Raw genomic sequence first — 16,756 nt, forward strand, 5'->3', positions numbered from 1 at the left:
GAGAAACAGTTGAAGACACTCTATCTAGGCTCCCTTCTCCTGCTGATGACCGCAAGCACTTTGCGTGGTCAGAACGGTCCCGACTCCTCTGCGCACTCCGCGCAATTCATCACCGTCGAAAAAGACGTCAAGCTCGAAGTTCTCGACTGGGGCGGCACAGGACGCGCGCTCATCTTCCTTTCAGGCCTCGGAAACACAGCGCACATTTTCGATCAGCTCGCACCTACATTCACCGCCAAATACCACGTCTACGGCATCACTCGCCGCGGTTACGGCAATTCCAGCAAGCCCGCGCCCGCAGTTGCCAACTACACCGCCGACCGCCTCGGCGATGACGTGCTGGCAGTGATCGCCGCTCTCAATCCGAACCGCCCCGTATTAGTCGGCCACTCTATCGCTGGCGAAGAGCTGAGCTCCATCGCCAGCCGCCACCCGGAAAAAATCGCAGGGCTTATCTATCTCGATGCCGCCGCACCATTCGCTTTCTATGACCGCACCCGCGGAGATTGGATGCTCGACCTGCTTGCTCTCAAGCAACAGATCGACGCATTGCAGGCAGGCGCGGTCATTGATCAAAAGCTGGTGCAGCAGATGTTGGTCAGCACGGCGAGCCTCCAAAGAAATTTACAGGAGCTGAATCAACGGCTGGCCCTCATGCCTCCTCCCGCTCCACCTCCACCTCCGCCGATTGGCCTGGCCATCCGTTTCGGCGAACAGAAGTACACGCACATTCCCGTCCCCACACTCGCCATCTTCGCCTGCCCGCATAATTTCGATCCCATGTTTCGGACGGCCTCTGACGCGAAAAACGCGATGATCGCTAACGATCGCGCTAGCTGTACCGCGCAATCCGAGGCCTTTCAGGCAGGCGTGCCCTCCGCACATGTGGTCCGCCTGCCAAACGCCGATCACTATGTCTTTTATTCGAATGAGGCCGAGGTCCTCCGAGAGATGAATCTCTTTCTCGAGAAGCTGCCTGCCTCCTAAGGAGCAACCATGAAACACAAACTCGCACTTTGTCTCGCCAGCGTTGTCTTACTGGCAACCATCTCCGCAAGAGCCGACAATCTAACCGTCGCCGGTGTCTGGAGAGCCACCTTGCACGACCTGCCATGCATCGAGCTAACCGTCCACGAAGATCAAGGAAATTTAAGCGGCACCATCGTCTTCGACCTGCTCGTGCTTGAGAATGGCGTGTGGCATGTCCGCAGCGCTGACCGCGTCGATCTTATCCATCCGCGCGTCGAAGGCAACTACTTCGTCTTCGAAGTAGTGCACGCCAAAAAGCACAACTCTGCCGACCCGGCAGACCAGGAGCTGAAGACATTCCGCATGGAACTAGCCGGGAGCAACAAAGGAATCTTCCGCAACGCCATCGAAGGCCAGGATCTGACCTTGCAGCGAAGCGATCACTGAACTGGCTCAGGGGCCATTTCTAAAGGCTTGCCGACCTCCCAATGGTGACCAAATGGGTCTACGAGGCGTCCCACGCGCCAACCGTAAGGCTGATCGTCGACCGGCCAGACAATGGTGGCTCCTGCCGCAACCGCCTTCGCAAACATGGCATCCGGATCATCGACCACCATCACCATCCGCACCGTTCCGCCGCCCAGCGTCTCCGGACTGAAATTTGAGTGTTCAGGCGACTCATCCGCCAGCCAGAACTCGCTTCCACCGACTGACAACTGCGCCACCACCGCGCCATTGTCTTCCAGGAGAAACAATTCCGCCGCCCCGAACGCGGTCTTGTAAAACTCAACCGCCTTGGCCCCATTTTTCACCGACAGCATTGGAGCAATCGTCGTCTTCTTACCAGGGTCAGTCATGCGAACATCCTAGCCCTGAAAATCCGTGAAGGACCAACATTTCGAGTCGATCAGGAAGCCGACCCAGGTTAGCTTCGCGAACCTGGGGCACCCGTCTCTGACTATGATCTGCGCTTGGGTGGAAATATTCAGGCGGAGGCGGTTGCGGTTGCGATAGCAGCTGATTTGAGCCACGCTTCCATCTGATCGTGGCCGACGAGGCCGGCTTGCTGGTGGACGAGTTTGCCTCCGGCGAAGACGGCGAAATTGGGGATTCCGCGCACGTTGTAGCGGGCGGCGAGTTGCTGGTTACGGTCGGAATCGACTTTGAGCACGATAGCTTGCCCGGCGAGATCGGCGGCGGTGCGTGCGACTTCGGGCGCAGCCATGCGGCAGGGGCCGCACCATTCGGCCCAGAAATCGACGAGGACGGGAACGCGGGCGTTCTGGATGATGTCGTCGAAGAGGGCGGTATCAGCAGCCAGGGGCTCGTTAACGGGCGGCAGTGCATTTTTGCAGGCGCCGCAGCGGCCTGTGTCAGCTAAATGAGCACTAGGAATGCGGTTTTTCTGGTCGCAATTGGGGCAAGAACGGATGACGGACATGGGAAGGCTCCTTCTTTCAGCCTGCCAATTAGATGATGGGTGGGGCTGTAGCGATTGGCGAATTATTTGTCCTGTGCTGCGGAAATGCGGCGTATGCTTGTGGCCATGCAAGCCACTGATCCAAGCTGGTCGAAGATTCTTACGGCAGTTTTGGGGGTGCTGGGATTCGTTCTCTCCTGCTACAACTACCTGCGACAAAAGCGTAAGGACAAAGAAGAAGAGCAGAACCAACTGTGGGCGGTACGCGGGGAGTTTAATGAGCGTCGGCAGGAAGCAATTCTACTGATAATGACAATTCAGGTATCGGTGGAAGGAAATCTGAAGGCGCTCAAGGATGTTTCAGACGACGCGAAGAGTAACGGCCGCGCCGATGTGGTGGAGAAGTTGAAGATCCCATTGCAGGAAGCGGAGAAGAATGTGACAGAGATTGCGGATATGGTGCAGATCATTCTGTCTTCCGTACCACCTGCAGGAACCTCCGCTGCTGATGTTCAGGGCCTGATGGCAAGCTACGACGAGAAAGTGCTTGTGGGCTTGAAGATGCGCAGTACCCGCATCGAGGAGCACGTGAAGAAGGTGAACACCGTTGTAGAACTCGCAAGGCAGGCGATTGGTCCAAGCTGAACCGATAAGGGCGCATCTGAAGGGTAATCAGCGGAAGCCGAGCAGCATCGCGCGGATGATAGTATCGAATCGATTTTTGAGGGTCGATTCCTGTGTGCTCTAAGCTCCTAGCCTTTTTTCTTCTGATCAGCGGAACACTCCTTTATGCCCAGGCGCCAGCATGGATGCCTGATATGACACAACAACAGACTTATACTCTCCATCGCTCGTCGAGCCGCGAAGCGACCGGTGGAAATGCGGATTATCGGACGGTCACGCCGGGGCAGGAACTAACTGTGCTCGATGAAGACGGACCGGGAATGATTTCGCACATCTGGTTCACGCTGGCAGACAGAGAGCCGTATTTCATGAAGCGCGTGGTGCTACGCATTTACTGGGATGGGGAAGAGTCGCCCAGTGTGGAGACGCCGATTGGCGATTTCTTCGGGCAGGGTACTGGTGACACGGTGCCGTGGCAGTCGGAGGTGCTGACGGTGTCGCACGATCACGCGATGAATAGTTACTTTCCCATGCCATTCGCGCGCCATGTGAAGATCACGATCACGAATGAAGGCAAGGAATCGCTGGGAAGCCTGTACTGGAATATCGATTACCGGACGGGTATTCAGGTGCCGAAGGGTACGCTTTATTTCCATGCACAGTACAGGCAGGCAAATCCGAACAAGGGATGGACGGGCGAGTGGTACGAGAATGGCGATCCGATGGTCAACTATAGGCGCAATCCTGATGGCAAAGACAACTACGTGTGGATGGATGCGCAGGGGCATGGGCAGTTTGTAGGTGTGACCATGTCGATTTTGCAAAATCAGGATGGCTGGTGGGGCGAAGGCGACGATATGTTCTTCATCGATGGCTCTGCTTTGCCGACGTTTATCGGGACCGGATCAGAGGATTATTTCCTCGGTGCGTGGGACTTTGGCGGGGCGGCTTACAGTCTGCCTCTGAATGGCGCTCCACTCGTTGGCAAGGAAGAGGCAGGAAGCCGGTGGAGTGTCTACCGCTTCCATCTGGATTCGCCGATTCCGTTTGCGAAGTCATTCAAGGCGACGATTGAGCACGGGCATGCGAACCATCGCTCGGATAGTTTTTCTTCGGTGGCCTACTGGTACCAGGCTGAGCCTCATGCTGCGTTTCCTCCGTTGCCTCCAGTGGATGATCGAATTCCTACATTGCAGTTTGTGGGGGGCCCCGGGAATTCAAAGGGCCCTTATTCGCCGGGAAGCTTGACGCCTCGGTAAAGGTGTGTGCTTCGCGCGGGCTGGGCGCAGTTCGCTGGGGTCCTTGACTATGCTCAAAATGACGGTGGGAGAAAAACCCCAGGTTAGCTTCGCGAACCTGGGGCACCCATTAGCGCACTCGCTTGCTTTCTTCATCAGTGCGTGAAGGATGGGGGACGTTCTGCTGATGGCTGGCCGCGCTGTTTGTTGGGTTGCGGGCTTAGCTTGAACTCGATCTTTGAGGTGCTTTTGTTTAGGTCGGACAAGGAAAGCCATGACGTTTTGTTTTCTTTGCCGTTGATGAGGACTTGCTGGACGTAGGGACCGGTTCCTTCGGCGTGGATGGCGAGGATGCGGCCGTCTCCGAAGCGAACGGTTGCCGATGGAAACATGGGTGTGCCGACGAGCAGGCCGCCGATTCCGGGGATGCCGGGGTAGAGGCCGAGGGCGTTCCAGACGTAGACGCCGGAGGTGGCGCCGAGGTCGTCGTTGCCGGGAATGCCATCGGATTTGGTATTAAAGGTCTGCTGCTCGACGCGGGTGACGACGCTTTGGGTCTTCCACGGCTCTCCCGCGAAGACATACGCGTAGGGCGTGACGAAGTCTGGTTCATTGGCCATGTTGAAGCAGGGTTCACCCCAGCAGATGAGCTTCGAGAAAAACTTGTCGAGACGCGGTGTGGTAGAGCTGTCGCCGCCGATGCGCTTGATGAGCTCGGGGTAATCGAAGGGGATCATGAAGGTGTACTGATAGGTGTTGCCTTCTTCGAAGCCGTTCTGATCTGTGGATACCGGCGCGTTGGGGCGCTTGGGCAGAGACTTGTCGGCGTCAAAGCCCTGCAGCCATGTGCCATCGGAATTCTTCGGGCGGATCCAACGCGTTTCCGGATCGAAGAGATTTTTCCAGTTCTGTGATTGCTTGAGAAATTTTTCGTAGCTGGCGGTATCGACGAGATTGCGAGCCAACTGTGCGATGGCGAAGTCGTCGCTCGCGTATTCGAGGGTGCGCGAAGCTGCGCTAGGGTCTTTATCGATGGGAACGTAGCCGAGTTTCAGATAATCGTCGAGATAGGGACGCTCTTCACCGTTGTGCGGACCTTTGCCGGGCTCGGATGCAGCTTTAATCATGTACTTGAGGGCGGTCTCCGCGTCAAAATTGTGCACGCCGAAGGCATAGGCATCGGATAACAGGACGGCGGGCGAGTCGCCATTCATCACATAGGTGACATCATTGGCAGCAGGCCACCGCGGGAGCTGGCCGCTTTGTTCGGCATCGTTGACGAGCGACTGCATCATGTCGCCGACGCGCGCGGGGACGAGCAGCGATTGCAGCTGGATGGTGTTGCGGTAGATATCCCAGTCAGAGAAGTTGGCGTATTGCGCTTTTTGCTTTGTGGCCGCCAGCGAACGAACTTTCCAGTCGAAACCGGTGTAGTCGCCGTTGTCGTCGCTGAAGAGATTGGGCGCGAGCAGCATGTGGTAGAGGCCGGTGTAGAAGATGGTGCGCTGATCGGGTGTACCGCCTTCGACTTCAACCTGATCGAGGAGCTTCGTCCACGTATCGCGGGCGTGGTTTCGAATGTCATCGAAGTTCCAGCCAGGCAGTTCCTTGTTGAGATTGGCGAGGGCATTGGCCTCACTGACGTAGGAGATCCCGATCTTCAGTTGAACTTGGTTGCGGTTGCCGAAATCGAGCCATGCGCCGGTGTGCTTGCCCGAGGCTTCCCGTTGGTTCTTCTGGATGGCGTCGCCGTTCCAGGTGGAGAAGTTTTGGAAGGGCTGCTCGAACTTTGCCGCGAAGTAGAGAGTGTAGCGAGTAGGTGAGCCGCAGAAGCCGCCAGAAGTGGTGGATCCGGTGATGGCGTTGTCGCCTTCAATTTTGATTTGATTGCCGTCATGCTCCCGGCCGACGGGCGGGAGTGTGTTGACGTGGACATCGGAGTTGGCGCTGCCTCCGGAATTGACAAGCAGGCGAGCCGGCTTGCCTTGCGGAAAACTGATGCGGGCGATGCCGGCGCGGTCAGTGACGGTGAGTGCGACTGCAATGCCGTTGTCGAGTGTCACCGAGTAGTAGCCGGGATGGGCTTCTTCATGGGAGTGATTGAAGGCCTGCGCATAGGTATCGATCGCGGTTGCGGGCGAGGCCGACAAATCCTCGGTTAGCGGCAGGATGGGGATGTCGCCATAGAGCGGACATCCGGCGCCGCTCAGGTGAGTCATGCCGAAGCCGTAGATTTTTTTCTTGTTGTAGAAATACCAGCCATTGTCGCCGGTGTCTGGACTCCACTGCACCATGCCGAAGGGAAGGGATGCGCCGGGGAAAGTGTTGCCGTCGCCGGAGGTTCCGATGATGGGGTTTACGGCGTCATAGGAAGATTGCATCTGTGCCGAGGCGGGGAGAACTGTAGCGAGCAGCGACAGAACAAGAACGTTGAACAAACAGGACATGCCGTCTCCTGTGTCATAAAAGTCCTGATCACTTTAGCAGAGCAGAGCTGCCTGAGGCGGGATGGTCATCTTGAGGACACCATCGATGGCGCGCTTCCATTATGTGTGTTGTGAAAATGGAGCATTGTCAGCCCTTGTGAGCTGCGCTTGCTTTGCATCTGAGCAGAAGAGAACGAACCGAGGAGGAATATGACAAAGCTGAACGAGGACGCTTACAAGAAGATTGACGAGTTGGTGAAAGATATTCGAATTGCAATGCTGACGACGCTGGGACCGGATGGTGTGCTGCACAGCCGTCCCATGGCAACGCAGGAGAAGACATTCGAAGGTACTTTGTGGTTTTTGACGCGCGAGGATTCGGGGAAGGTCTTCGATATTGCTCAGGATAGCCAGGTCGCTTTGACTTATGTAGATGGCAAGCACGCATTTGTGTCATTGAATGGGCGCGCATCGGTAACGCGGGATCGAAAGAAGATCGAGGAGCTCTGGAACCCGATGTACAAGGCGTGGTTTCCGGAAGGAAAGGATGATCCGGAGATTTCAGTGTTGCGGGTTGATGTGGATACGGCTGAGTACTGGGAAGCTCCGTCGAACGCGATCCTGCGAAACTTCCAGATACTCAAGGCTGCAGTCACCCACGGCTCATCGCCTGTGGGTGAGCATGACAAGGTCGCATTGAACTAGGCAGCGTTACTGCTGCGGGGGTTGCTGCTGAGGTTGGCTCTGCTGCGGCTGTTGCGGATCCTGCGGCGGGGGGGCCTGACCATGCGGTGGTGGCGGTGGTGTTGGCCGGTGCGAGAGCTTGAATCCGGTGCGAATGACGTAGAAGTTCTGCTGCGGCAGGTCGGCTTCCAGAAGCTGGCCATCGGGTGAGTAGAAAATCTCGATGGTGATGGCGTTCTGCAGGCTGACGGCGGCGCTTACATACTTCACCGGTACGGATTGGCCGTTGAGATGGCCCTGCTGGTCAGGTTGCGGCGTTAATTTGACGGGGACGAGGAAACCGTTCTCTTTGGGGATAAGCGCCCAGGAGTTTGCCGGATTGCGCATGGCTATCCGTGCCAGTACTGTATAACCGGCAGGGTCGAGATCGGTGAGCAGAGCAGTGTTTTGATCGCGGTCTACGGTGTTGGATTGCTTTGTTCCGTTGGCAGAGATGTCGAGCTTGAACTGGCGGCCGGTGAGATCAGAAGTTGCGTTGAAGCTGACGGCTTTACCACTGACGACTCCGCTGAGCTGGTCGGTGATGAGATTGAGATTGCGGTCGAGCTTCTGCGTGTTGGAGAAGGCATAGCTGAACTTGTCCTCGGTCATCTTGCCGGTGGAAGTGAGGATGTATTTATTCGGCGCGTTCTGGACGGTGTAGCTGGCGGAGCCTAGGTTTTTACCGTTCTGCTCGATGGTGTAATTGACCGTACCGGGAACGAGTGCGGTCTGCGCGAAAGACGTGGATGCGGTCAGGGCAGCGGCGCAGAGAAAAAGTTTCAAACGGTTCATTCTGGAGCGTTTCCTCCTATGTCCGGTTCAACACGGGTTTTTGGGGAAAGTCGTGTGATGTGATGACGTGTTGAGAAGAAAACCCAGGTTAGCTTCGCGAACCTGTGGCACCCGCGCTTAATCACTTATTCACGCGGCAGGCGGAAGGAAAATACCCCACCCCTAGCTTTGCGAGGTGGGGTATTTATGTTCACCAATTTATTTCAAAATTACTTCTGGGCCTGGTCGAAGCGCTTGTTGATCTCGTCCCAGTTGACAGTGTTCCACCATGCGGCGAGATAGTCAGGGCGCTTGTTCTGGTACTTGAGGTAATAGGCATGCTCCCATACGTCGTTGCCGAGAATGGGGAATTGACCCTGCGAGAGCGGTGAATCCTGGTTGGCGGTGGTGGTGATTTTGAGCTTGCCGCCATCCCAGAGAAGCCAGCCCCAGCCGGAGCCGAACTGCTTTGCCGTGGTTTCGTTGAACTGCTTCTTGAAGGCTTCGAAATCGCCGAAGTCTTTCTTGATCTGCTCGGCAATGCGGCCTGTAGGTTCACCGCCGCCGCCCGGCTTCATGACCGTCCAGAACATGGTGTGGTTGACATGGCCGCCGCCATTATTGCGGACTGCGGTGCGAACATCTTCCGGAACGCTGTTCAGATTGCGCAATAGGTCTTCGGCGGTGTGTTTGGTGAGGTCAGGGTGCTTCTCGATGGCCGCGTTGAGATTGGTGACGTAAGCCTGGTGATGTTTGTCGTGGTGCAGCTTCATCGTGGCTTCGTCGATGTGGGGCTCGAGAGCGGCGTAATCATACGGTAGGGGTGGGACTTCGTGTGCCAAAGCTTTCCTCCTGGTCTTGTGGTCGAAATGACCGTGGATGTCTTGGGTGTCAGATCACCCTTTGTTCTGCGTCCTCAATCATAAGGGATGCGGCGAGTTGATGTTTGGGTGCTGGAGAGTTGTGAGGGAAATTTAATTTTCTGGTGAAGATGAGGATGAGGGCAGGGGACATAAAGAAATCAGAGATTTCCGCTGCGCTTCGCTTGGCGCCAGGATGACAAGCTTGAATCAGAGCTTGCGGTACATGACGAAGGCATCGACGTAGCCTTGCGTGGGATGGTGGAAGGCTTCGGGCAGGCGGCCAACAATTTCAAAGCGGAATTTCTGCCACAGGTGGAGGGCACGCTCATTGGTGCTGATAACGATGTTGAATTGCATGCCGCGGAAGCCACGTTCGCGGGCGCGGTCGAGAGAGTGGGCGCACATGGCGCTCGCGATGCCGCGGCCTGTGGCCCAAGGTGCGGTCATGTATCCGCAATTGGCAATGTGGCTACCACCGCCCTGCTGATTTGCTCTCAGATAGTAGCTGCCAAGGATTTGTCCGTCTTCTTCGATGACAAAGACTTCATGGCTGGATGAATACCAGTACGCAAGGGCCTGCTCACGAGTGAGATCTCGTGCGAGTGTGTAAGTTTCTCCGGCACGTGTGGTCGGCTCGAGAATGTTCCAGACTCCGTCTGCATCGTTCATCGTTGAGGGCCGAATCTGTGTCATCTCTTCAGGATAGCCATCTGATGGTGCGGTGAGCGCATCTCTTCTGTTTTCGATACACTGCGATTAGGTGTTCTGAGATTTTGCGATACGGATGCAAATGAGCGCAGGTCCTTCGGCTGCGCACCTTCGGTCGCTTCCCTCAGAATGACGATGTTTTCACGATGGTTGCGGAGAATGCGCGAGCACCTCTGCCCCGGACACAAGGTGAGCGGCTGTGCCGTTACTTGCCACCAAAGACTGCTAGAGATTTTCTGCGTTTGGGTCGTTCACGCATAACTCGTCGGCAACTTTTGCGCACAGCCGGGGCTTCCGGAATGCTGGTCCTGGGTGCGCCTGCCATCGGCGCGGCCGAAGGATTGCAGAATCAGCCGCAGGCTCCCCAGGTAAAGCCGGGACAGGAGCCGCAAACCGAAGAGCAATCGGCACAACAGTATCAGCGAGGCGCGGGCGTCTACATCAACCGGCCGCTGACGCAGGTGTCCAAGCAGGCTGATGCGCTGCTCGATGAGCTGGAAGGGCGCGGCTGCGATTTCTTTTACAACGAAGCGAGCCCGAAGACGGGATTGGTGCGGGACCGCGCTCCGGCGGTAGGACGCTCGCTGAGCCGCGTGGCCAGCATTGCTGCAACCGGCTTCGGGCTCACGGCGATGTGTATTGCTGCGAAGCGGAATTATCTGCCGAAGCTGCAGTGCGAGGCTCGCGTCGAGAAGACGCTGGCGTTTCTGCTGGAAGACTGCCCGCACGAGCATGGCTTTCTCTATCATTTCATTGACATTGAGAGTGGCCAGAGAATGTTCGGCAGCGAGCTGTCATCGATTGATACGGCACTTCTGCTGTGCGGCGTGATGACCTGCCGCCAATATTTTTCCGGGAATACACGCATCGAAGCACTGGCGACAACTTTTTACCGGCGTATTGACTGGGACTGGATGCTGAACGGTGGTACGACGCTCTCGATGGGCTGGCTGCCTGACCAGGGATTCCTGAATCACCGTTGGGACATCTACGCTGAGCTGATGACGATGTATCTGCTGGCGATCGGATCACCGACACATCCGGTGAAGCCGGAGACGTGGAATGCACTGCAGCGGCCCTTGGTGCAGTTTGGCGGCATCGATTACATTAGCGGGCTGGCTCCCCTGTTTATTCATCAGTATGCGCATGCGTGGTGCGATTATCGCGACCAGCGCGACCTGCACACGAATTACTTCACGAATTCGATTGCTGCCACGCGAGTGCACCAACTATGGTGCATGACGCTGGGAGCGAAGTTTCCATGGATCGATCAGGACCTCTGGGGAATCACTGCTTCAGATTCACGCGAAGGATACCGGGTGTGGGGTGGGCCACCAGCGATGGGGCCTCTGGATGGTACGGTCGTGCCGTCGGCGTGTGCGGGCTCACTACCCTTTCTTCCGGCGGAGTGCTCACATGTGCTGCTGACGATGCGGCAGAAGTTTGGCGAGAAGGTCTGGACGCGGTATGGATTTGTCGATGCCTTCAATCCCAAGGGAAACTGGTATGCGCAGGATATTCTCGGGATCGATCAGGGCGTCAGCGTGTTAATGGCGGAGAATCTGCGGTCGGGTTTTGTGTGGGAGCAGTTTATGAAAAACCGTGAGGTGGGTCATGCGATGCGACAGGTGCAGTTCTACCCCGATCCGGAGGCGAATTCGCAGGTGTTGTAATTCACTCTTTCGCGAAGTGCGCAAAAAGATGGGAAACCCTTTTTGTGATGACGTGGGTTGAAAGAACACCCAGGTTAGCTGTGGGAACTTGGGGCACCCGGCGGTTGGGTTTCCGATGATGAGACTCTGAATTTTGACGCTTTTTCATGTAACTGGAGTAAAGTGCTGATTCGCCGCAAAAGGGAGAACGGACTGCTATGACGGTGCTGGCACCGCAGTATAAGTGGCTGGATGGGCAGGGAGTGGCGTTTGGCGCACCGGGTTTGTCTCCGCGCTGGACTTCGAGCGCGAAGGACACGGTGGGCACAGCTTATTCTGCGTCGAGCCGGGCATGGTACACGGTTTCGCATGGCATTCTGAACGAGGTCTACTATCCGACCATTGACAGGGCGCAGATTCGCGACATGCAATTGCTGGTCACCGATGGGGAGACATTCTGTCACGAAGAACGGCGCGATCTGGAGCACGAGTTCGAATATATCGATGCCGATTCGCTCGCCGTAATGGTTCGTAATAGCGACCGCGCGGGTCGCTACACGATCATCAAGAAAATCATCAACGATCCGCATTATCCCGTGGTCCTGACGCATGTATGGATCGAAGGGGATAAGGAGTTGCTGGACCGGCTGAAGGTGTATGTTCTGCTATCGCCTCATATTGAGGGCGGCGGCTCAAATAACAATGCCCGTATTGCTGAAGTGGCGGGCGAGCGGGTAGCGCTGGGGTGGAAGAACCACACATCGATTGCCCTGACAACCGATTGCGGATTCGAGCGCATGAGCTGCGGCTATGTGGGCGCAAGCGACGGGTGGCAGGACCTGCGCGACAACTTCAAGATGGACTGGGAGTTTGGCTCGGCGCTCGACGGCAATGTCGCCATCATGGGCGAAGTCAAATTGCACCGTATCCAGGACTTCACAATAGCGCTGGGATTTGGCGACGGCTATCATGCAGCGCTCTCGGCCGCGATGGGCGCCTTGTCGAAGCCTTTCGATGAGCATCTGAAGCGATTTATCGAGCAGTGGCATCGCGCGGCGAGTCCGCATGAGCTGGCGGTTGGCTCGACGGATGGCGGGCGGCTGATGCAGATCAGCCACAACACGATTTTGGCGCATGAAGATAAGACCTACGGGGGCGCATTTATCGCGTCGGCTTCGATTCCTTGGGGATATGCGAAGGGCGATGACGATCTCGGGGGCTATCACTTGGTGTGGACGCGCGACATGGTGCAGAGCGCGACGGCACTTCTGGCTTGCAACCGCGTAGAGACGGCGCGACGCGCTCTGGTGTATCTGGCATGCACGCAGAAGCCGGATGGGAGTTTTGCGCAGAATTTCTGGATTGACGGGACGCCTTACTGGACCGGGTTGCAGTTGGACGAGGTCGCGTTTCCGATCATGCTGGCGTGGCGGCTGTGGAAGCAGGACGGATTGGGCAAATTCGACGTCTTCCCGTTTGTGGAGCGCGCGGCGGGCTTTCTCGTGCGATATGCGCCGGTGACGCAGCAGGAGCGTTGGGAGGAATGTGCCGGATATTCGCCTTCGACGCTGGCGGCGGTGATCGCGGGGCTCATTTGCGCGGCAGACTTGGCGCGGGCACACAATTCGCCGGAACTGGCGCAATTTCTGGAAGAGCATGCGGACTGGATTGAGAGCCACCTGGAAGACTGGACCGTGACCAATGATGGCGTGCTGCTGCCGGAAGTAAAACGCCACTATATGCGCGTTCGTCCGCCGGAATGCGGAGATCCGTATGCGCACGAGGAGTGCGGCGAGGAGACGATTCGCATTGCCAACCGCGAACCGGGCGAGCAATACGAATTCGAGGCGCGCGAGGTCATTGATGCTGGTTTTCTGGAACTAGTGCGCTATGGCGTGCGGTCCGCAGACGATCCTCTGATTGTGGATTCACTGAAGGTCGTGGATGCGGTGCTGAAACGGGATACTCCGAAGGGGCCGTGCTGGCGGCGCTACAACCACGATGGATATGGGCAGAGGAAAGATGGCGGTCCTTACCTAGGGTATGGGCAGGGGCGTGTGTGGCCACTGCTGACAGGCGAGCGGGCTCACTATGAGTTGGCTGCGGGGCGTGATGTAAGGCCACTGATTAGAACGATCGAGCAATTTGCCTCAACCGGTGGCATGCTGCCGGAGCAGATATGGGATGAGCCCGATCGGAACGGGCTGGTCTTTGGCGAACCGGCAGGGGCGGCGATGCCGCTCGTCTGGGCACATGCGGAGTATCTAAAACTGCTGCGCTCGGTCACAGATGGGAGGGTTTTTGATCGCATCTCGGTAGTAGAGCAGCGCTATGCGGGTAGAAAAGTTACAAGCAAGATAGAGGTTTTCAAGATGCGGCGGCCATTGCGCCGCATCTCTGCGGGCAAGACGCTGCGCATTACGGCGCATAGCCGCTTTAAAGTTCTGTGGACGACGGACGGGTGGACCACTCAGCAGACGACAGAGAGTTCGACGGTGGGTTACGCCGGGTCATTTGCCGACATACGAACCGGTGGGGAGCAAACGGGCGCAGTTTCGTTTACTCTTTATTGGATAGAGGAAAACCGGTGGGAGGGGCGAAATTTTGATGTCGCCATCGAAACCGGTGCCTGAACTGCGCGTGTTTAAACCGGTATTCTGGTAGGGATAGACCTGTTATCCGGTGACGGAGATGGATGTAACAGCGACCGGGAGATCCTTCCGCTTCACCTCATTCAGCGTCAGGATGACAAGTTATTCAACTACTAACTTTTGGTGCACTACGGGCTTCAATACTGCGCCTACTCAACGGATCGAAAAATTTCTTGGAGCGTGAAACAATTATGAGCGATATAGATCAGCTTTCGATAAATGCACTTCGTTTTCTTGCGGTAGATGCCGTCGACAAGGCCAATAGCGGCCATCCGGGCGCGCCGCTGGGCGATGCGCCGATTGCGTATCTGCTCTTCCACAAATACATGCGGCACAATCCGAAGAACTCGCATTGGTCGAACCGCGACCGGTTTGTGCTCTCGAATGGACATGCTTCAGCTCTGCTGTATGGCGTGCTGCACCTCTCCGGCTATGACGTGACCATTCACGATCTGGAAAACTTCCGCCAGTGGGGTTCGCGGACGCCGGGACACCCGGAGCGCGGCGATACTGACGGCGTAGAAGTGACGACCGGACCGCTGGGCCAGGGTTTTGCGATGGCCGTGGGACTGGCGGCGGCGGAGAAGCATCTGGCGGCGGTGTATAACCAGCCCGATTTCGACGTTGTCGATCACTACACGTATGGAATCTGCGGCGATGGCGACCTGATGGAAGGCGTTTCGCATGAGGCAGCTTCGCTGGCTGGGACACTGGGTCTGGGCAAGCTGATCTTCTTCTACGACGACAATCTGATTTCGCTGGACGGTCCGACCGAACTGTCGTTTACCGAAGACGTGGAGAAGCGCTTTGAGGCCTACCACTGGCATGTGCAGAAGGTGGCAGACGGCAACGACCTTGTGGCGATCTCGAAGGCGATTGAAGCGGCAAAGGCGGTTACGGATAAGCCTTCCCTTATCGCTGTGCGCACGGTGATCGGTTATGGTAGCCCGCTGGCAGGCACAAACAAGGTGCACGGCGAGGCTCTGAAGCCGGCAGAGGCAGCGGAGACGAAGAAGAATCTTGGCTGGCCGGAGGACAAGTTCTTTTATGTGCCGGATGAAGCGCAGAAGAACTGGGACACTATCAAGGAAAGTGGAGCGAAGTACGAGCAGGAATGGAATGCACTTTTTGCTGAGTACAAGAAGAAATTCCCTGAGCTGGCTGCCGAGTTTGAGCGTACGCAGGCAGGCAAGCTGAAGGATGGATGGGAGAAGTCGCTGCCTACCTTCGCTGCTGATTCGAAGCCACAGGCGACACGCAATGCAGGCAACGTGATCATGAACGCCTTTGCCAAGGACGTTCCGGAGCTGATTGGCGGCGCTGCCGACCTGACAGCCTCGACGAAGACGATCCTGAAGGATGGCGGCAACTTCCACGTCGATCCCAAGGGGCGGAATATCTGGTTCGGCGTGCGCGAATTCGGCATGTGCGCGATGGTCAACGGCATGGCGGCGCATGGCGGGCTGATTCCGTATGGCTCGACCTTCTTCACCTTCAGTGACTACTGCAAGCCGGCGTTGCGCCTGGCAGCGATCATGCACACGCAATCACTCTTCATCTTTACCCACGATTCGATTGCATTGGGCGAAGACGGCCCGACGCACCAGCCGATTGAGCAATTGATGATGCTGCGCGCGGTACCGCATCTGACGGATTTCCGTCCGGCGGATGCGAACGAAACGTCGGCCGCTTGGCGGCTGGCGCTTGAACGCAAGAGCCCCTCGTTCATGGCGCTTTCGCGGCAGGATCTGCCGATTCTCGACCCTGGCAAGCACGACATTTACGAAGGCGTAAAACACGGCGCTTACATTGTGGAGCAGGGCAGCGATTCGCCCGATCTGCTGATTGTGGCGACGGGCGCCGAATTGTGGCCTTCCCTTGAAGCTGCGGCAGAACTGAAGAAGCAGGGGTTGACGGTGCGGGTGGTTTCGATGCCGAGCTGGAGAATTTTTGAAGAGCAGAGCTCCGAATACAAGGCGTCGGTCTTTCCGGATCACCTGCCCAAGCTGGCTGTGGAGGCGGGCAGTCCGATTGGCTGGTGGAAGTATGTTGGACGGCACGGCGACGTGATCGGCCTTGAACGCTTTGGCGCTTCGGCCCCGGGCAAGAAGGCGCTCGAAGAGCTGGGCTACAGCGTGAGCAACATTGCAAGCCGTGCGAAGGCTCTGCTCGAGAGTGCGCGGAAATCGGAAGCTGCGCTGGCGGGGAAGTAAGTCTATGAAGCTGGTGATTGCAGCCGATCATGCGGGTTTCCCGCTGAAGGAAGAGGTTCGCGGCTATCTGGAGCGCCTAGGTCATGAGGTTACAGACCTGGGCGCTTACAACGCCGAGCCCTCGGATTATCCGGATTTTGCCGAGGCCGTTGGCAAGGCGCTGGCCGCAGGTCGCGCGGAACGCGGTATTTTGATCTGCGGAAGCGGTGTGGGCGTAAATGTAGCGGCGAACAAGATGCCGGGCATCCGCGCAAGCATGTGCCACGATACGTATTCTGCGCATCAGGGTGTCGAACACGACGATATGAATGTGCTGGTGCTCGGAGCGAGGATTATCGGCTCCGCTCTTGCCTTCGATCTTGTGTCGGCGTACCTGAATGCGCGCTTTCAAAAACAGGAAGACCGCTTCGTGCGTAGGCTGAACAAGATAAAAGCAATTGAAGCGCGCAATATGCCGGAAGCGGCGAAGCTTGAAGGTAATTCCGCCAAGTAAAT

At 57.0% G+C, this 16,756-nt stretch carries 15 protein-coding genes; 9 read left to right on the forward strand and 6 right to left on the reverse strand.

Annotated features, from left to right (window positions below; all coding sequences use genetic code 11):
* The first annotated feature begins 9 nt into the window (after positions 1-9).
* Both GSQ86_RS02065 and GSQ86_RS02070 read left to right on the forward strand, forming a co-directional pair.
* Positions 10-987, forward strand: a complete 978-nt coding sequence (locus GSQ86_RS02065; RefSeq protein ID WP_158748298.1) for an alpha/beta fold hydrolase — start codon at positions 10-12, stop codon at positions 985-987.
* A gap of 9 nt (positions 988-996) precedes the next feature.
* Positions 997-1,416 (forward strand): hypothetical protein, encoded by a 420-nt coding sequence (locus GSQ86_RS02070; protein ID WP_158748299.1) that lies wholly within the window; start codon positions 997-999, stop codon positions 1,414-1,416.
* Here GSQ86_RS02070 and GSQ86_RS02075 read toward each other — a convergent pair.
* Both GSQ86_RS02075 and GSQ86_RS02080 read right to left on the reverse strand, forming a co-directional pair.
* The gene (locus GSQ86_RS02075; protein WP_158748300.1) at positions 1,410-1,826 is read right to left on the reverse strand and encodes a VOC family protein; all 417 of its coding nucleotides are present in this window, start codon (positions 1,824-1,826) and stop codon (positions 1,410-1,412) included. The two genes, GSQ86_RS02070 and GSQ86_RS02075, sit on opposite strands and share 7 nt — an antisense overlap.
* A gap of 128 nt (positions 1,827-1,954) precedes the next feature.
* Complete coding sequence (locus tag GSQ86_RS02080) at positions 1,955-2,410, reverse strand: co-chaperone YbbN (RefSeq protein WP_158748301.1); 456 nt, start codon at positions 2,408-2,410, stop codon at positions 1,955-1,957.
* 93 nt (positions 2,411-2,503) lie between these two features.
* Between GSQ86_RS02080 and GSQ86_RS02085 the strand changes: the two genes are divergently transcribed.
* Positions 2,504-3,034: a hypothetical protein gene (locus tag GSQ86_RS02085; RefSeq protein WP_158748302.1), complete on the forward strand. Its 531-nt coding sequence runs from the start codon at positions 2,504-2,506 to the stop codon at positions 3,032-3,034.
* Between the two features lie 173 nt (positions 3,035-3,207).
* The gene (locus GSQ86_RS02090) at positions 3,208-4,272 is read left to right on the forward strand and encodes a glycoside hydrolase family 172 protein (protein WP_158748303.1); all 1,065 of its coding nucleotides are present in this window, start codon (positions 3,208-3,210) and stop codon (positions 4,270-4,272) included.
* Positions 4,273-4,406: 134 nt separating this feature from the next.
* On the opposite strand, the gene GSQ86_RS02095 is transcribed toward GSQ86_RS02090, so the two are convergent.
* The gene (locus tag GSQ86_RS02095) at positions 4,407-6,698 is read right to left on the reverse strand and encodes a GH92 family glycosyl hydrolase (protein ID WP_158748304.1); all 2,292 of its coding nucleotides are present in this window, start codon (positions 6,696-6,698) and stop codon (positions 4,407-4,409) included.
* A 189-nt stretch (positions 6,699-6,887) separates the two neighbouring features.
* Here GSQ86_RS02095 and GSQ86_RS02100 point away from each other — a divergent pair, with 189 nt between their 5' ends.
* The gene (locus GSQ86_RS02100) at positions 6,888-7,382 is read left to right on the forward strand and encodes a pyridoxamine 5'-phosphate oxidase family protein (RefSeq protein WP_158748305.1); all 495 of its coding nucleotides are present in this window, start codon (positions 6,888-6,890) and stop codon (positions 7,380-7,382) included.
* Positions 7,383-7,388: 6 nt separating this feature from the next.
* Here the strand turns inward: GSQ86_RS02100 and GSQ86_RS22920 are convergent, their stop codons facing one another.
* The 3 genes from GSQ86_RS22920 to GSQ86_RS02115 all read right to left on the reverse strand — a co-directional run bounded on the left by GSQ86_RS22920 (position 7,389) and on the right by GSQ86_RS02115 (position 9,730).
* Positions 7,389-8,195 carry a hypothetical protein gene (locus GSQ86_RS22920; protein WP_216840973.1) on the reverse strand — a complete coding sequence of 269 codons (807 nt, stop codon included), beginning with the start codon at positions 8,193-8,195 and terminating at the stop codon, positions 7,389-7,391.
* Positions 8,196-8,404: 209 nt separating this feature from the next.
* A complete protein-coding gene (locus GSQ86_RS02110) occupies positions 8,405-9,016 on the reverse strand; it encodes a superoxide dismutase (RefSeq protein WP_158748306.1) in 612 nt (203 codons plus the stop codon).
* A gap of 228 nt (positions 9,017-9,244) precedes the next feature.
* Positions 9,245-9,730 (reverse strand): GNAT family N-acetyltransferase, encoded by a 486-nt coding sequence (locus GSQ86_RS02115; RefSeq protein WP_158748307.1) that lies wholly within the window; start codon positions 9,728-9,730, stop codon positions 9,245-9,247.
* Between the two features lie 314 nt (positions 9,731-10,044).
* Here GSQ86_RS02115 and GSQ86_RS02120 point away from each other — a divergent pair, with 314 nt between their 5' ends.
* The 4 genes from GSQ86_RS02120 (at position 10,045) to rpiB (ending at position 16,754) form a co-directional block, all read left to right on the forward strand.
* Positions 10,045-11,418, forward strand: coding sequence for a glucoamylase family protein (locus tag GSQ86_RS02120; protein WP_254062080.1), 1,374 nt, complete (start codon positions 10,045-10,047; stop codon positions 11,416-11,418).
* 197 nt (positions 11,419-11,615) lie between these two features.
* A complete protein-coding gene (locus GSQ86_RS02125) occupies positions 11,616-14,030 on the forward strand; it encodes a glycoside hydrolase family 15 protein (RefSeq protein WP_158748308.1) in 2,415 nt (804 codons plus the stop codon).
* A 209-nt stretch (positions 14,031-14,239) separates the two neighbouring features.
* On the forward strand, positions 14,240-16,261 hold the full coding sequence (tkt, locus tag GSQ86_RS02130) for a transketolase (RefSeq protein ID WP_158748309.1): 2,022 nt from the start codon (positions 14,240-14,242) through the stop codon (positions 16,259-16,261).
* 4 nt (positions 16,262-16,265) lie between these two features.
* Positions 16,266-16,754: a ribose 5-phosphate isomerase B gene (gene rpiB / locus GSQ86_RS02135; RefSeq protein ID WP_158748310.1), complete on the forward strand. Its 489-nt coding sequence runs from the start codon at positions 16,266-16,268 to the stop codon at positions 16,752-16,754.
* Positions 16,755-16,756 lie beyond the last annotated feature (2 nt).

It is taken from the genome of Acidobacterium sp. S8 (genome assembly GCF_009765985.1).
Taxonomy (GTDB): domain Bacteria; phylum Acidobacteriota; class Terriglobia; order Terriglobales; family Acidobacteriaceae; genus Alloacidobacterium.

Bases quoted from the DNA above. Each gene is read 5' to 3' on its own strand.
- GSQ86_RS02070 (WP_158748299.1), top strand. From the start codon at position 997: ATGAAACACAAACTCGCACTTTGTCTCGCCAGCGTTGTCTTACTGGCA.
- GSQ86_RS02075 (WP_158748300.1), bottom strand. From the start codon at position 1,826: ATGACTGACCCTGGTAAGAAGACGACGATTGCTCCAATGCTGTCGGTG.
- GSQ86_RS02080 (WP_158748301.1), bottom strand. From the start codon at position 2,410: ATGTCCGTCATCCGTTCTTGCCCCAATTGCGACCAGAAAAACCGCATT.
- GSQ86_RS02085 (WP_158748302.1), top strand. From the start codon at position 2,504: ATGCTTGTGGCCATGCAAGCCACTGATCCAAGCTGGTCGAAGATTCTT.
- GSQ86_RS02090 (WP_158748303.1), top strand. From the start codon at position 3,208: ATGACACAACAACAGACTTATACTCTCCATCGCTCGTCGAGCCGCGAA.
- GSQ86_RS02095 (WP_158748304.1), bottom strand. From the start codon at position 6,698: ATGTCCTGTTTGTTCAACGTTCTTGTTCTGTCGCTGCTCGCTACAGTT.
- GSQ86_RS02100 (WP_158748305.1), top strand. From the start codon at position 6,888: ATGACAAAGCTGAACGAGGACGCTTACAAGAAGATTGACGAGTTGGTG.
- GSQ86_RS22920 (WP_216840973.1), bottom strand. From the start codon at position 8,195: ATGAACCGTTTGAAACTTTTTCTCTGCGCCGCTGCCCTGACCGCATCC.
- GSQ86_RS02115 (WP_158748307.1), bottom strand. From the start codon at position 9,730: ATGACACAGATTCGGCCCTCAACGATGAACGATGCAGACGGAGTCTGG.
- GSQ86_RS02120 (WP_254062080.1), top strand. From the start codon at position 10,045: ATGCTGGTCCTGGGTGCGCCTGCCATCGGCGCGGCCGAAGGATTGCAG.
- GSQ86_RS02125 (WP_158748308.1), top strand. From the start codon at position 11,616: ATGACGGTGCTGGCACCGCAGTATAAGTGGCTGGATGGGCAGGGAGTG.
- tkt (WP_158748309.1), top strand. From the start codon at position 14,240: ATGAGCGATATAGATCAGCTTTCGATAAATGCACTTCGTTTTCTTGCG.
- rpiB (WP_158748310.1), top strand. From the start codon at position 16,266: ATGAAGCTGGTGATTGCAGCCGATCATGCGGGTTTCCCGCTGAAGGAA.